Genomic DNA, 13,668 nt, shown 5'->3' with positions numbered 1-13,668 from the left:
CCCCGGTTCCCAGCACGAGATAGAGGATGTCGGCCATGAGCCTTACTCCGGTCAGGTTAGACCGGAGAGATGCTGCCCGGAGGGCTCAAGGGTCGAGCCGGAAGGGCAGGGCAGCGCATAAGGGCGGCATAAAGATTGAACCGGGCCGCACCATGAAGCGGCACGCATTTGGGTGTAACCCAACGGAAATCATGGAAAGGGCGGGCGGAGCGAGGCAGCTCAGGAGGCGTTCAGATCTGTGGGAATGAAGACCTGTCGAAGCGCCTCATCCCGAGAATGTGAGCGGCGGGAGGGACAATGCGATCGGCGGGTTCTCCGGATTTCCATATTCGCAGGTTAGAACGCTTCGCAGACAGGCATGATTCACCGCGCCCATATCTCACCGGTGCGGCTCCAGCCCAGCCTCGAAGGAAGCCTGATGAAAGCGATCGCCTGCGCCATCCTAATCTCCGCCACTGCCGTCCTGCCGGCCCTTGCCCAGGACATCAGCGCCGGCGAGCGCTCCTGGAACAAATGCCGCGCCTGCCATCAGACTGGCGAAGGCGCCAAGAACCTGGTCGGCCCCCAGCTCAACGGCCTGTTCGGGCGGCACTCAGGCTCGGTCGAGGGCTATAGCTACTCCGCGGCCAACAAGAACTCCGGCATCTCCTGGGACGAGGCGACCTTCGCCGAATACATCAAGGACCCCAAGGCCAAGATTCCCGGCACCAAGATGATCTTCGCCGGCATCAAGAACGAGCAGGAGATCAAGGACCTCACCGCCTTCCTCAAGCAGTTCGGCCAGGACGGGAAGAAGCTTTAGGGTGCGCTGAGGTTTAGCCAGACCGCTCGGACCAAATCACTCCGCGGCCAGCGAGCGCCCTGAGGCCATTGAAGGCGTGGCCCGCAAGGTCACGGCCGCGCAATGCCTTTGCCTGCTCGGACAGCCACGTCTCAATCTCTTCCGGCTCGCTCAGGATCATCGGAAGCGCCACCAGACGGGAAGGCGGCGTGCCGTGGTTGACCGGCGGGCGCTGGGCGTGAGGGTGCTCGATCGCCTGACGTTGCCGCGTCAGCGGTTCAGCCACCAGATCGAGAGGTTCAGCAAGGTCGCGAAAGAGACCCATGCGGCATAGGGCCAAAGCAGCAGCGACGACACCCGGTCGATCCGGCCGAAAGCTGCGACCGTGGCGAAGATCATCGCGAGCAGCGGCAGGATCACCACCATGCCGCCGAGCGGGCTGTTGAGCCCGAAGAAGACGCAGGACCAGAGCAGATTCAGTGCGAGTTGCACGTGATAGGCGACCAGCGCCCACTGCGCCTGCAGCGGCTGCCGTCGGATGCGGAAGACGGCATAGGCCATCATCGCGAACAGCGTCGTCCAGACAGGCGCGAAGATCCAGTTCGGCGGGTTGAAGGGCGGCTTGACGAGGCCGGCATACCAGCCGGGAATCTGCGGCACGGTCGCGGCGCTGCCGATCACTGATGCCAGGACCACAGGCGCCACCGCGATCAGGAGATCGAGCCAGAGCGGCCGGAGGGCGGAAGGCAGGTCGGGAACGGCGTTGTTCATGAGTGGATGATGGGGAGACGCTGCACCCAGAGCAAGCGCGCTACTCGTTTTCCGGAACGCGCCAGCGCCGCCATCATCTCGGTCGCGCCGAATTTTTCCGCGAGCCGGGCGAGGCTTGAATCGCTTTGCACCCACGGCGGTCTTCAAATCTCTGCCGCACTCGCGCTCCAAACTGGGGGCACGCCGTTCCATGCACGCCCTTCCATGGGAGAGTGGTTGCCTTGATCGGACGCTTCCAGACAGAGGATAAGACGTTGAAAATCAGCTGCTCGCTTCTCGCCGCCGCAATCGTCCTCCTGCCGGCCTCCGCATTCGCTGAGGAGATTCGGGTGGAGGGCGTCAGGATGTCTCGCGACTTCGCCTGCGACGGCCAGGATGTCGTCATCTCCGGCCAGGGAAACATGGTCGAGCTGAAGGGGCGGTGCGGCATGGTCAAGGTGATCGGCGTGGATCACAAGGTCAGCTTTGACGATGCGCAAGGCCTCATCGTCAGCGGCATGTCCAATGTGGCGACGGGCGGTGTGGTGGCAAGTCTCTCGGTGGAGGTGACCCAGAACGTCGTGAAGGCAACGCTAAAACCGGTTGAGGGTTCGGCCGAGGTTGCCGTCTCCGGCGCGGACCAGAAGGTCGATCTGGTGGTTGCGGGGCCGACCAAGGTCACGGTGGAGGGCTCGGCGAACGTTCTGAGCTGGACCAGCGAGGCGGGAGTGAAGGCGCCGACGATCTCGACATCGGGCATCGACAACCGCGTCACTCGGCGCTGACATGGCGACCCGACTGATGCCCGCAGCCCATTGAAGTGAACTGCCCGCGATATTGCGCGAATCACTCCGCGGCAATCGAACGTCCCGTGGCCATTGCAGGCGTGGCCCGCAAGGTCGCGGCCCAGAAGGCGATCGTCAGCGCGCTGATGCCGGCGCCGAGCAGGCAGACGCCGTTCCAGCCTGCATGGGCATAGACGATCGTGGAGAAGGATGAGCCGAGCGCGCTGCCGATGGAGTAGAACACCATATAGGCGGCCGTCAGCCGGCTCTGCGCTTCGGGCCTGACACGATAGATCATGCCCTGGTTGGTCACATGGGTCGCCTGCAGGCCGAAATCGATGATGACGACGCCCAGGATCAGCCACAGGATCGAATGTCCCAGCCATGAGATCGGCAGCCAGGCCAAGAGCATGAGACCGAGCGCCATGCCGGTGATGCGCTGGCCCAATCCCTGATCCGCCCAGCGTCCGGCCCTTGCAGCGCCGAGCGCACCTGCTGCGCCGGCGAGACCGAAAAGGCCGACTTCGGTGTGAGACAGCGAGAAGGGCGGCGCGCTCAGCGGCAAGATCAGCGGTGTGAGCAGCGTCGTGATGTTGGCGAAGATCAGCATCGCGATCACGGCGCGGATGCGCAGCACCGGCTCCTCGACGAAGAGCGTGATGAGCGAGCCGATCAGGCGCGGATAGGAGATCGTCTTGGGCAAGCGCTCCTGCCGCGGCAGGGCTTTGTAGAGAAGGCCGGCGATCACGAGCGTCAAGGCCGCGGAGACCAGATAGACCGTGCGCCATCCCGACAGATCGGTCAGGAGCCCGGCGGCGGTTCGCGCCAGCAGGATGCCGAGGACGATGCCGCTCGTGACGACTCCGACAACCTGTCCGCGCTCGGCCGGCCGCGCCAGGCTCGCGGCATAGGCGACAAGGGTTTGCGTGACGACGGCCAGCAAACCAAGTGCCGCCATCGAACCCAGGAGCATCGCAGCTGTCGAGGAGAAGCCGACCGAAATCAGCGCGAGAGCAGACAGCAGCGACTGACCGACGATAAGGCTGCGCCGATCGATGAGATCGCCCAGCGGCACGAGCAGGATCAGGCCCAGCCCATAACCGAGCTGGGTCGCACCGACGATCAGGCCGGCGATCGTCCGGGAAAGCCCGAGCTCCTGCGCCATCACGTCGAGCAATGGCTGGGCGAAATAGGCGTTGGCGACGGCGAGCCCGCTCGCGACCGCAAACAGCAAGGTGACAGGGCGAGTCAGCCGGGACGGCTGTGATGAAGCGTCGGGAACGACGTGCCCATCGGGAGCCTGCCCATCGGCACTTTCTTGAAGGCGCGTGCCATCGCTGACGGCACGGACGGGTGCCGTCTTTTGCTGTCCATGCATCGCAAGCTCCAGCCAGAATCGGTTTTATTATAAAACCAATCGACGCATAGCCATTTCAGTTTTATGATGCAACCTGAACATGAGGCCTGTTCACATCGGCCTGGAGCGACATCGATGGTTGGGCGGAGAAGCCTGAAAGCGGATTTCTGCCCCAGCGCCCGGTCGCTCGATGTGATCGGGGATTGGTGGTCGCTCTTGATCGTGCGCGACGCTTTCGACGGCCTGACGCGCTTCGGCGAGTTTCAGAAGAGCCTCGGCATCGCCAAGAACATCCTGTCGGACCGCCTGCGGACGCTGGTCTCGCGCGGCATCCTGGAACTTGCTCCGGCTGGCGATGGCGCCGTGCGCCAGGAATATCGTCTGACCGAGATGGGCCGGGACCTGTTCCCGGTGATGGTCGCGCTCCGGCAATGGGGCGAGCGCCATCTCTTCGAGGCGGACGAGCAGCGCTCGTCCCTGGTCGAGCGTGACACGGGCCTGCCTGTCCGGCTCGACATTCGCACGCAGGATGGCCGTGCGATCGGCCCCGACGAGACGGTGATCTTGAAGGTGCCCGAGCCGGAGTAGGAGAGGGTGGGCGGGCACGCTTTGAGGCCGTGGTGCGGCAAGACCAGGTCACAGCCGAGGTCGAGGGGAGCGCCACGATTTCCGGCCTCACTACGGTGAGCCCGTCGCCCGAATTCCTCGCCAAGATCGATCAGCGCATCACCGCGACCGGCGCGCTCACGACCGGCTCCGGGCCGGGCTTGACTGGGCGCTCGATGCCCGAGGTGAGCGCTCCTGCTGTCGGCTCCGCCGCCCCCTAACCCGTCCCTATCGCGATCCCATCGAGAGCCCCTGCCAAACCCGGGGGCTCTTCTGGTTCAGTCATCCGCGACCGCCTTAGTCGCATCGGCCTAGCGCCGGAGCGCATCGACATCGGCTTCGCGGGCATCCTGAAGCGACGCCGATCGCCTTAAGACGTTTTTTCGTCGAGGCAGCCGGCCATCGGGAGGCAAGGGCCATTGCCGTATATTTGACGGAGCCGAGTAGAGTTCCTCCGAGGGAGGGAACCTCAGCGGACATCCGTGCAGCCAGAGATAGATGAGCATGCAAAGCCAAGCGTCTTCGAGCGCGCCGTGGTGTTCGTTTCGTCTGGCTAGGCCTATCGTTCGACCGGCTGCCGCTAGCGATGCGCCACCTCTCAGGCCGAGATTTTGGTAGGCGCGCATCGTGCAGAAGGTCTCGCGCGCTATCTCCGGGCCGCCCGCCAGCCTGAAAGCTCGATCTAGAAATCCAGCATCAAAGTCAGCATTGTGCGCCACAATCAGGGGAGCGCGGTGGATGAATTTCCAGATACCTGCCGAGTGCTCGTTGAAGGGGTCTTGATGTCGCAAGATCCAATCGGAGTACCCATGTGCTTGCTGAGCCTGAGGGTGGCTATTGATGCCCGGATCGAAGATCAAATGCATAAAGCTTAAATCAAGCTGTTTTCGATAAAGAGCCGCAGTGCTGAGGCGGATCGCGGCAAAGCTCACAATTCGATCAACATATTTGAGCCCTGTCGTCTCAACATCTAAAAATATAACGTATGGAGGAAGTTTCTCAATCCATGCTACCTCCGGGGCAGGAGGAGCGGGCGTTTCATCCAATTCGGGGAGTTTATTCCGGGACACCCATTCGGAAACAGCAGAATGGTTCTGAGCCACGGCAGCCCGAGCACTATCAGACAAAATCAACGGCGGCTTTGGCCGCTCGCTATTTGCGGGAGCCTCTTTTGGTGGAAGGCCGTACTTCGCTCTAAGCCAATCGGACATTATCTGACCCGTACCCACAATCGTAGATAACTCGTGCTTTCATTGATTGTTACGGTGCATCATCTGACTATTGTGAACAAGGGAGACTCAATGTTCTCGTCGATCCTAGTTTCTCTCTGAGAACCATCTTTCGAAATCGACATCCGCCGTTCGCGAAGCCCTGAGACCGAACGCGCTCCAGCATTGTGTTTCTAGTTCGCGAAATATGGCTTCGGCCTCCGCTCTCGCGCGAAAGATCACTGGGCCGATTTCGGCATGGCGGTTTGCAAAGCCCGAGAACAGCTTGGTAACAGTCTGCCATTCAATGCCTGATGCGCTGCCGTCGTGTCGCATTTCTATGTCGATCTCGATTGGGATGTCCGGCCGCCCTACTTTCCTTCTCAGACAATCGCTCATTACGAGCACTTGAGCGGCAACAAGGGCAAAGGCGCCTGGAAAATGTCCATTGACCACATGCCTGCTCCTGTATCCGGCACTGAAGCCAATAACGCTGATGGTCCCATCGTCTAAGATGGTCCATCTGCTGGGTCCGCGCTCAAATGCTTGCATGCCATGCGCGCGAAGCCTCCAGAAATTCACGGGCTGCCCATCGCCAAAAAGGGGTCTCCAATCACTCCCATGGTCATCACGAATTGGCCGAAGCTGATTTATAAATTGAGCTAGTCCTGTTTGGTTCAAACCGAGGGAGCTATGAGCTATCGCAGTCACGCGAAGAAATACGCCCGGCTCCGCTGGGGCCTGAAGATCGATAGTGGCAATGCTGTGCTGATGCTGGGCCATCCTCTCATGGAATAACTTGGCCAGATCAGCGCTCTCTTTTTTCCGCAACGCCTCGACACGCTCCCGCTTCGTGCGAGCGTCCCAGAATACCGATTGAATATCGCGCATAGTCATTTCTTCGCAGGAAGTTCCGCGTCGAATGTAGGCGGCAGGCGGGCGGCCAATACCATGCGGGGCTAGGTCGGATGCGGAGACAGCGATGATAACAGCGCCGGCACTATCGACAGCCGCCGGGTCAACAATCGGCGTGATCTGGAAGCTGCCAATCGGAGGATCTACGATCGAGTGGAAGGCCTGCTCCAACTGCTCGGCGAATATTTCGCAACGAGGAAGTGGTTCGACGCCAGCCGTCTTGCGCGGCCGGTCCTGTGTCTCCTTGATGCCGATGATCAGCCGACCGCCATATGCGTTCGCGAGCCCCACGATCTCTGCCGCCAGTTTGTCTCGGGTATAGTCCGTGATCTGGTCGCGGCCATCGTACCAACCGTGGCGTTTGCCGTTCTTCTCAGGCAGCAACCCCTTGAATTCGAGCATCGCATCTTCGGTCGCGCCGATGGTGGCCAAATCGACGATATCCGGCCATGTGATGTCGGAGAGGGCTTTCGTACGGATCGACATGATTTTACCTGCCCATCGCGATCCTGCCGCCCAGTCCCCTGCTGGAATAGGTTGCGGTGTAGGTTGTGTACATTCAGAGCGGCGCGTGTCGCCGTCCGGCAGGAGACGAGATTTGAGGTGAGCAGGCCTACCTGGGGGCGACGGGCGGCAGAACTCGAAACAGCAAACATAGGGCATCGTCGAGTTCGCCTTGTCGGTGCCACTGTCGATCGGACTTCACCTCGAACCTTACTTCTATCTGTTCCGAAACGTGTTGAATCTCGATCGGCACGACCGCTTTGGTTCCGGAAATGCGTGCAGAATGCCCGTAGAGAAACCAGCTAACAGCATAGCCGGATGCTTCGTAACTCGGGTCCACCTCGACCTCAGCAATGAGTGTATCACCCGGATATAGATCTCCTCTGCCTGATCTTCGCCAGTCGATGATCCGATTGCTTATATTGGTCGAGACCCCGCTCAAATGGCTCTGATTTCCGAGGCTATCGACGTATCGAACAATCATCGGAACATTGTAATCTTGCGCCATCCCCACTCCTCGAAAGAATTCCTTGATCGCGTCAGCTAGGTCGTTCGCATAGCAGGTGCCTTTTTCAAGCTGGCGAGTAGAGATGCTGCGACCGTGAGATAGGTCGTTTCGAATGGCCTTGATCTGTTCAAGGAAGAAGCGGGCCTCGGCGTGCCCAAGGGGGTACGCGTTCGCCATTGCCAGCGCAAAATGGCTCGGCCAACGCTCTGGATGGCAGACGATATCGATAGCCTGGTCAAACGTGGTCGCGTCCACCTCTCTGGCTACCCGCTCGGATAGCTGGTTCATCTTTTCAACAATCGGCTGCTTCAGCCGTTGCGGCAGCGGGCCTGCCGATATGTACGCGCTTCCAAAGGCGGCGGAGAGCTGGTGATGGATCAATCGACGCAGCCACCATTCGGCCTCTCGACATATCGTCGGCCTAGCTCGTCGCGCTGCGCCCTATCCAGATCATCGAGTGTCAAATTGATCTCCCGCGCCCTTATCCCGCCGCCAAGACTGAGCGCCTTTCCTCCTCGCGCATAGGTTGCAGCACGGGTTGTGCACATCCATAGGCGCACAATTGACAGCCGCTCCAGGTCTGCGATGTTCTTTTTCTGTTCACGGTAGGAGGCGGCCATGGCGAGCATCACGTGCTTCGTTGCCCTGCCCATTTTGGCGGGTGAGGAGGGCGACCCCTCTACCGGCGAATTCGAGCCTGCTGTCGTCCTTGGCAGGGGATTACGGTGACGCTGTATTTAATTCCTGCTTTCGTAGCGCGTGGTTGGACAAGGCCAACTACCAAAAGCGCTTGTTCGCGAACGCATGTCCCGAACCCGATTTGAGATAGCGCTCGAAAGCCGTGGCCTTGCTCTGATCCGAGAAAGCGACGTAGGTCACGATCCGCCACGGCAAGAACTTCGATGTATGCGCCGATCTTCCGGCGTTGTGGTCCGTGAGGCGCCGTTTCAGGTCGGAGGTCACGCCGACATAGCGTTGGCCATCCGTGGCCTCGCTCTCCAGAAGATAAACATACCACACGAACGGCCCTCCTTCGCTGAGGCTTCGGAGGGCATCCTGCTTCGACTGAGAGGGCGGATGCCAGTCCTGCGAAGCCCATCGGGCGAAGCAGGATGGCGGAAGGGGTGGGATTCGAACCCACGGTGGGCTTGCACCCACGGCGGTTTTCAAGACCGCTGCCTTAAACCACTCGGCCACCCTTCCGACGCGCTTGTCATTGCCGGGCGCATGGCGTTTTGGCAAGCCCGCTTATCGCGCTGGCGAAACTCAGGCCATATCCGCCTGTCCCGGTGTAGCGCAAAACTCCGGCCAAAACCGGAAAATCTCTGCAATAACAGGATGATCCGTCTCGCGTGGGTGGACCCTGATCGCTGGCCGCGATGGGGGCGGAGGCCGGCGTGCCCCGCCTTGGCGGCTACGTTGCAGGGCTGCCACGCGCGCCTGAAATCGCGCCTTATCCCCGTCCCAGGTTGACACGTGCCGCATTTCCGACACCTTTGTGCCCGCCCAAGAGCACACAGGTTGTCGTTAACGGTGTCGCGATCCGCGATCCTCCGCTTAACGATCTCTTAATTGGATTGTCCGAAAACTTCGGTTTCGCCGCTGATGCGGCTGGCCGGTCTGTTGAGTTTTTCGGCGCAGAAAGCGGAACGACGGAATGACTCGAGGCGCATGCTCATCGGTCCCGGAATCGTCCTCCGACGCGTCCGAGCCAGGCGGCCTCAGCAGTTACACTCTGACAACGCGCGTCATGCGCCTTGGTTGCGTCGCGCTTGCCGGGCTTTTCGTTGCCAATTGCGCCGGCAATCAGGTCGCCCAGCGTGGCCGCTCCAAGGAAATCGGAGCGTTCCCCCAGTCCAAATACGGCCCGGCCAGCCCGCGCGTCGTCGCGGAGGGCGAGGACGTGCCCAAGGGTGGCGGGCGCCAATTGATCGGCAAGACCTATTCGGTCGCCGGCAAGCGCTACACGCCCTATGAGAAACCGGTTGGCTACACGGCGGTCGGCACCGCCTCCTGGTATGGCGAGGCCTTCCATGGCCGCCGCACCGCCAATGGCGAGGTCTATGACCGCAACGGCATCAGCGCCGCGCATCCGACCATGCCGCTGCCGGCCTATGCCCGCGTCACCAACGTTCTGAACAACCGCTCGATCATCGTGCGCGTCAATGATCGCGGTCCCTATCACGGCAACCGCCTGATGGACGTTTCGCAGAAGACCGCGGAGGCGCTGGCCTTCCGCCATCTCGGCACGGCCCGCATCAAGCTCGAATATCTCGGCCAGGCTTCGCTCGCCGGCTCCGACGACAAGCTGCTTCTGGCGACGTTGCGCACGGACGGACAGCCGGCTTCGATCCCGGGCACCAGCGCCCCGACCATGGTCGCAAGCACCGCCCCGACGGCGGCCGGCCGCTACGCCAGCGCCAATCTCGACGAGGCACCGGCCGAGCCGGTCCGACCCACCATTTCGCAGCCGGTCGCGCAGGCCTATGCCGAACCGGTCCGCACCATCGCGCCGAGCACCCCGGTCGCTGCCAGCATGGTCTCGACTGCTTCCACGAGCTCGGCCAGCGCAAGTTCCGCCAGTGCAAGTTCCGCCAGCGTGGGCGTTCCGGTCCGTGGCGCGCCGCTGCCGCCTAACCGCCCCTTCGACCTCGACACCATCGCCAATGCCGGCAAGCCTGTCGTCATGCAGCCGCGGGCGACGCCACTGCCGCCGGTGCGCACCAATGTCGCAAGCCTGTTCGCTGCGCCCGAGCGCAGCCCGACCCAGCGCTTCTCGAACGCGCATCCGCTGGTGCGCGATCTCTCGCCCCAGAGTTTGCAGCCGCTATCGCGCAATTGAAGCCGTTCGGGCTTGACCGCCCGAGCCCGCCTCTGCTTCAGATCGGAGCATGAGCGCGCCTGTCACCAGCAGCGACGGATCTGATCGACGCTCTGCCGCCTTGCGGCTGGGCGTCGTTGCATTTTTGAGCCTGGTCCTATCGCTCGCTGGAACCGGCCTGCAGGCGCAGAATTTCCAATCGCAGGCGACTTACGCCGTCCTGCTCGACGCAGCCAGCGGCACGGTGCTCTACGAGAAGGCCGCCGACGAGCTGATGGTTCCCGCCAGCCTCGCCAAGATCGCGACGGCGCTCGTTGCCTTCCAGGAGATCGCGCAGGGCCGTCTCACCCTCGACAGCGAGATCGGCATTTCCGAGAACGCCTGGCGCAAGGGCGGGGGCGTCTCGGGCGGCTCGACGATGTTTGCGATCCTGAACAGCCGGGTGAAGCTGTCGGATATTCTGCAGGGCCTCATCGTTCAGTCCGGCAATGACGCAGCGATCGCCCTGGCCGAGGCCATCGCCGGTGATGAGGCCACCTTCGCCCGGGTGATGACGGAGCGCGTGCGTGCGCTCGGCCTGACGAAATCGGTCTTCCGCAATGCGACCGGCATGGGCGACCCGGAGCAGAAGGTCACGGCCCGGGAACTGGCCAGGCTCTCCGACCACATCATCAAGACCTATCCCGAGCTCTACAGGATCTTCGGCCAGCGCGAATTCACCTGGAACAAGATCAAGCAGCAGAACCGCAACCCCTTGCTGGCGATGGAGATCGGCGCGGATGGCCTGAAGACCGGCAATATCGACGAGGCGGGCTTCGGCCTTGTCGGCTCGGCGGTCCAGAACGGTCAGCGCCTGATCGTCGTGGTCAATGGCCTGAAGACCGCACGCGACCGGGCGCAGGAGGCGCGCAAGCTGCTGGAATGGGGCTTTCGCGCTTTCGAGGCGCGCAAGATCTTCGGGGAGGGCGAGATCGTCGGCGAAGCCAGCGTCTTCGGCGGCGAAAAGGGGCGTGTCGCGCTGAAGGCGAAAGGGCCGGTCAGCCTGCTCCTGCCGCGTGGCGCGGGCGAGCGCCTCAATGCGCGCATCGTCTATCGCGGCCCGCTGGTCGCGCCGGTTCGGGAGGGAGCGGAGGTCGGGCGCCTGCTCGTCACGCGCGGCGAGGTCAAGACGCTCGAAATCCCGCTCTACGCCGCCGAGACCGTCGAACCCGGCACCTTGCAGCGCCGCGCGCTCGATGCGGTGATGGAGCTCGCCACCGGCTGGGTGCGCAAGGTCTTGAAGAGAAGCTGAACGGCGCGCAACCGTGGCGGCAGGATATGTCATCATGCCCGGAAGGCTGCTTTATCCGCCGCCCCCGAATCTCGTATGCAATCCTCGGCATCCGTGCAGCGGCACCGTGGCGAACTGGTTTTGAGAGCAATGCACAAGCAGTCTCGGCACAAGCAGTCTCGCGGCTTCATGATCGCCCTTGAAGGCGTCGACGGCAGCGGCAAATCGGGGCTGGCGCGTTCCTTGTCCGCCGCGTTGCGGGACGCCGGGCACGAGGTGCTGGCGACCCATGAGCCGGGCGGCACCGAGGCCGGCGCCGCCTTGCGCAAGATCCTGCTGGCCAGCAACGCCTATGATTGGACGCCCACGGCCGAATTGCTGCTGATGAACGCCAGCCGGCGGCAGCATATCGACCAGGTCATCCTGCCCGCGCTCCAGGCTGGCAAGATCGTGCTCTGCGACCGCTTCGTCGGCTCGACGATCGCCTATCAAGGCGCGGGGCGGGGGCTCTCGGAGGCGCTGATCCTCGATCTTCACCGCCTGACCATCGAGGATCTCTGGCCCGACCTGACGCTTGTGCTCGATCTCGACCCCAAGGTCGCGCTGGAGCGCAGCCGGTCGCGATTGCAGCAGTCGCAAATCGACGAAGGCAGGTTCGAGGCGCTCGACCTGGCGTTCCATCGCCGCGTTCGCCAATCATTCCTGGACCAGGCCGCGAAACTGCCTGCCCCGTACAAGGTCGTCGATGCCGATCGGCCGCCCGAGCTCGTGGAACGGGAGGCTTTGAGCCAGGTCAGCGAAATTCTGGCCGAGAGAATTCCCTGACTATAAAGCCGTTTGGCCGGCTTCCTTCATAATCCGAATCAAAGCGCGGTCAGTGTCTGCTCGGCGCTTGGCGAGCCGCTCCAGGACAGCCACATCGCTGCGGTCCAGGAAAAATCCGGACCACCGCATCCCGCGCCGTTGCGCGGGTCGAAATACTCCCAGAAGCCATTGCGCCGGACGAGCTCCCCGCTGTCCTGCCGGAGCGTGTTGGCCTCCTCGGTCAGGCCGTAACCGGACAGGCCGTCGGCGATCATCCGGTTCATCATCAGCCAGACCGGCCCGCGCCAGTAGCGTGTGGCATCAAAACGCCTGTCGCGTGGGTCGGTGCTGGCGACGGAGAAGCCGGCCACGGCCCGCGTCGCTGCCAGGTACTCTTTGAGGGCCAGCGCATCCTCCGGGCTGGCGGTCCGGGCATAGAGCGGCAGGAAGGCCGCGCAGGTGACAGCCTCGCTCAGGCGGCCGCTGCGCAGGTCGAGCGAGCGATAGAGCCCGTCGGCGCCCCTCAGGCGCTGCATTGCTGTCTCGCTGCGCGCAATCCAATCGCGCAGGGCTGTCGCCTCAGTCGAGAAGCCGAGTTCTTCCGCGAGCTTGAGCAGATCGCGATCGGCGCGCAGCAGGATCGACTGGATGCCGAGATCGCAGACCCGGAAGGAGAGGGTGCGAGCGACCGACACCCCGTCCCAGGCCAGCGCCTTGGCCTCCTCGACCAGGGTCATGACGCGGTTGTAGAAATCATGGGTCGGGCGCTGCGTGGCGTCGACATGGCCGAGATCCTTGCGCAGATGCGCGACATCGACGCTTGGGACGACATGGCTCAGCGGCTCGTCCCAATCCGGCGAATTGTCCCGGCCCGATTCCCAGGGGTGAACCATGGTGACGAGCCCCGTGCCGTCGGGGTCGCGGATCTCATGCCACCAGCGATGCGAGGCGAAGAGTTTGGGGAACAGCCCCCGGATGCGCGCTGCATCGCCGGCGGAGAGATCGTGCAGCACGCGCGCGGCGGTCGCCGCCACGGGCGGCTGGGAGATGCCCGACGTCAGCGGCTGGCGCTGGATGCCCCAGGCCTCGGGGCCGGGGTAATAGCCCTCGGCCGGGGCGCGGAAGACGATATGCGGCACCATGCCGTCCTGCCACTGGCCTTCGAACAATGTCTCGAGTTCGCGCCAGGCGCGGTCGAGATCGAAGGTCGCGAAGCCCAGCGCGACGAAGGCGGAATCCCAGTTCCATTGAAAGGGGTAGACCCGGCCATTGGGGACGGTGAAGCCGCCACGGTCATTGCGGCGCAGCACGGCGCGCGCCGCGTCATCGCGATCAGTCAAAGGGGTTGTCGACAACACA

At 62.9% G+C, this 13,668-nt stretch carries 16 protein-coding genes and 1 tRNA gene; 7 read left to right on the top strand and 10 right to left on the bottom strand.

Annotated features, from left to right (window positions below; translation table 11 throughout):
- Nucleotides 1–418: 418 nt before the first annotated feature.
- On the top strand, nucleotides 419–802 hold the full coding sequence (locus BHK69_RS19890) for a c-type cytochrome (RefSeq protein WP_069693820.1): 384 nt from the start codon (nucleotides 419–421) through the stop codon (nucleotides 800–802).
- A gap of 13 nt (nucleotides 803–815) precedes the next feature.
- Here the strand turns inward: BHK69_RS19890 and BHK69_RS32695 are convergent, their stop codons facing one another.
- Both BHK69_RS32695 and BHK69_RS19885 read right to left on the bottom strand, forming a co-directional pair.
- Nucleotides 816–1,067: a hypothetical protein gene (locus BHK69_RS32695; protein ID WP_158516246.1), complete on the bottom strand. Its 252-nt coding sequence runs from the start codon at nucleotides 1,065–1,067 to the stop codon at nucleotides 816–818.
- Nucleotides 1,052–1,552: a TspO/MBR family protein gene (locus BHK69_RS19885; RefSeq protein WP_069691607.1), complete on the bottom strand. Its 501-nt coding sequence runs from the start codon at nucleotides 1,550–1,552 to the stop codon at nucleotides 1,052–1,054. Before BHK69_RS19885 ends, BHK69_RS32695 begins: the two co-directional genes overlap by 16 nt.
- Before the next feature lie 221 nt (nucleotides 1,553–1,773).
- Here BHK69_RS19885 and BHK69_RS19880 point away from each other — a divergent pair, with 221 nt between their 5' ends.
- A complete protein-coding gene (locus BHK69_RS19880) occupies nucleotides 1,774–2,316 on the top strand; it encodes a DUF3060 domain-containing protein (protein WP_083269571.1) in 543 nt (180 codons plus the stop codon).
- A gap of 61 nt (nucleotides 2,317–2,377) precedes the next feature.
- Here the strand turns inward: BHK69_RS19880 and BHK69_RS19875 are convergent, their stop codons facing one another.
- Nucleotides 2,378–3,694, bottom strand: coding sequence for an MFS transporter (locus BHK69_RS19875; RefSeq protein ID WP_083269570.1), 1,317 nt, complete (start codon nucleotides 3,692–3,694; stop codon nucleotides 2,378–2,380).
- 114 nt (nucleotides 3,695–3,808) lie between these two features.
- On the opposite strand from BHK69_RS19875, the gene BHK69_RS19870 reads away from it, so the two are divergent.
- Both BHK69_RS19870 and BHK69_RS19865 read left to right on the top strand, forming a co-directional pair.
- On the top strand, nucleotides 3,809–4,261 hold the full coding sequence (locus BHK69_RS19870) for a winged helix-turn-helix transcriptional regulator (protein WP_069691606.1): 453 nt from the start codon (nucleotides 3,809–3,811) through the stop codon (nucleotides 4,259–4,261).
- A gap of 32 nt (nucleotides 4,262–4,293) precedes the next feature.
- Nucleotides 4,294–4,500, top strand: coding sequence for a hypothetical protein (locus tag BHK69_RS19865; protein WP_148663512.1), 207 nt, complete (start codon nucleotides 4,294–4,296; stop codon nucleotides 4,498–4,500).
- 90 nt (nucleotides 4,501–4,590) lie between these two features.
- Here the strand turns inward: BHK69_RS19865 and BHK69_RS31595 are convergent, their stop codons facing one another.
- The 6 genes from BHK69_RS31595 to BHK69_RS19840 all read right to left on the bottom strand — a co-directional run bounded on the left by BHK69_RS31595 (nucleotide 4,591) and on the right by BHK69_RS19840 (nucleotide 8,617).
- On the bottom strand, nucleotides 4,591–5,490 hold the full coding sequence (locus BHK69_RS31595) for a 3'-5' exonuclease (protein ID WP_083269878.1): 900 nt from the start codon (nucleotides 5,488–5,490) through the stop codon (nucleotides 4,591–4,593).
- 105 nt (nucleotides 5,491–5,595) lie between these two features.
- A complete protein-coding gene (locus BHK69_RS19860; RefSeq protein WP_069691604.1) occupies nucleotides 5,596–6,888 on the bottom strand; it encodes an AlbA family DNA-binding domain-containing protein in 1,293 nt (430 codons plus the stop codon).
- Nucleotides 6,889–7,015: 127 nt separating this feature from the next.
- Nucleotides 7,016–7,795: a hypothetical protein gene (locus BHK69_RS19855; protein WP_069691603.1), complete on the bottom strand. Its 780-nt coding sequence runs from the start codon at nucleotides 7,793–7,795 to the stop codon at nucleotides 7,016–7,018.
- Nucleotides 7,792–8,043 (bottom strand): hypothetical protein, encoded by a 252-nt coding sequence (locus BHK69_RS19850; protein ID WP_069691602.1) that lies wholly within the window; start codon nucleotides 8,041–8,043, stop codon nucleotides 7,792–7,794. Before BHK69_RS19850 ends, BHK69_RS19855 begins: the two co-directional genes overlap by 4 nt.
- Nucleotides 8,044–8,191: 148 nt before the next feature.
- Entirely contained in the window at nucleotides 8,192–8,434 is a 243-nt protein-coding gene (locus BHK69_RS32690; protein ID WP_069691601.1) for a GIY-YIG nuclease family protein, read from the bottom strand.
- 93 nt (nucleotides 8,435–8,527) lie between these two features.
- Nucleotides 8,528–8,617, bottom strand: a tRNA-Ser gene (locus tag BHK69_RS19840).
- A gap of 547 nt (nucleotides 8,618–9,164) precedes the next feature.
- On the opposite strand from BHK69_RS19840, the gene BHK69_RS31590 reads away from it, so the two are divergent.
- The 3 genes from BHK69_RS31590 to tmk all read left to right on the top strand — a co-directional run bounded on the left by BHK69_RS31590 (nucleotide 9,165) and on the right by tmk (nucleotide 12,330).
- Entirely contained in the window at nucleotides 9,165–10,256 is a 1,092-nt protein-coding gene (locus BHK69_RS31590; protein ID WP_083269567.1) for a septal ring lytic transglycosylase RlpA family protein, read from the top strand.
- A 49-nt stretch (nucleotides 10,257–10,305) separates the two neighbouring features.
- Nucleotides 10,306–11,526, top strand: a complete 1,221-nt coding sequence (locus tag BHK69_RS19830) for a D-alanyl-D-alanine carboxypeptidase family protein (protein WP_069691600.1) — start codon at nucleotides 10,306–10,308, stop codon at nucleotides 11,524–11,526.
- A 168-nt stretch (nucleotides 11,527–11,694) separates the two neighbouring features.
- Nucleotides 11,695–12,330, top strand: a complete 636-nt coding sequence (gene tmk / locus BHK69_RS19825; protein WP_199578958.1) for a dTMP kinase — start codon at nucleotides 11,695–11,697, stop codon at nucleotides 12,328–12,330.
- Between the two features lie 38 nt (nucleotides 12,331–12,368).
- On the opposite strand, the gene BHK69_RS19820 is transcribed toward tmk, so the two are convergent.
- A complete protein-coding gene (locus tag BHK69_RS19820; RefSeq protein WP_069691598.1) occupies nucleotides 12,369–13,649 on the bottom strand; it encodes an MGH1-like glycoside hydrolase domain-containing protein in 1,281 nt (426 codons plus the stop codon).
- Nucleotides 13,650–13,668: the final 19 nt, after the last annotated feature.

Source organism: Bosea vaviloviae, assembly GCF_001741865.1.
Classification (GTDB): Bacteria; Pseudomonadota; Alphaproteobacteria; order Rhizobiales; family Beijerinckiaceae; genus Allobosea; species Allobosea vaviloviae.
This window is presented reverse-complemented; position numbering and strand designations above follow the sequence as displayed.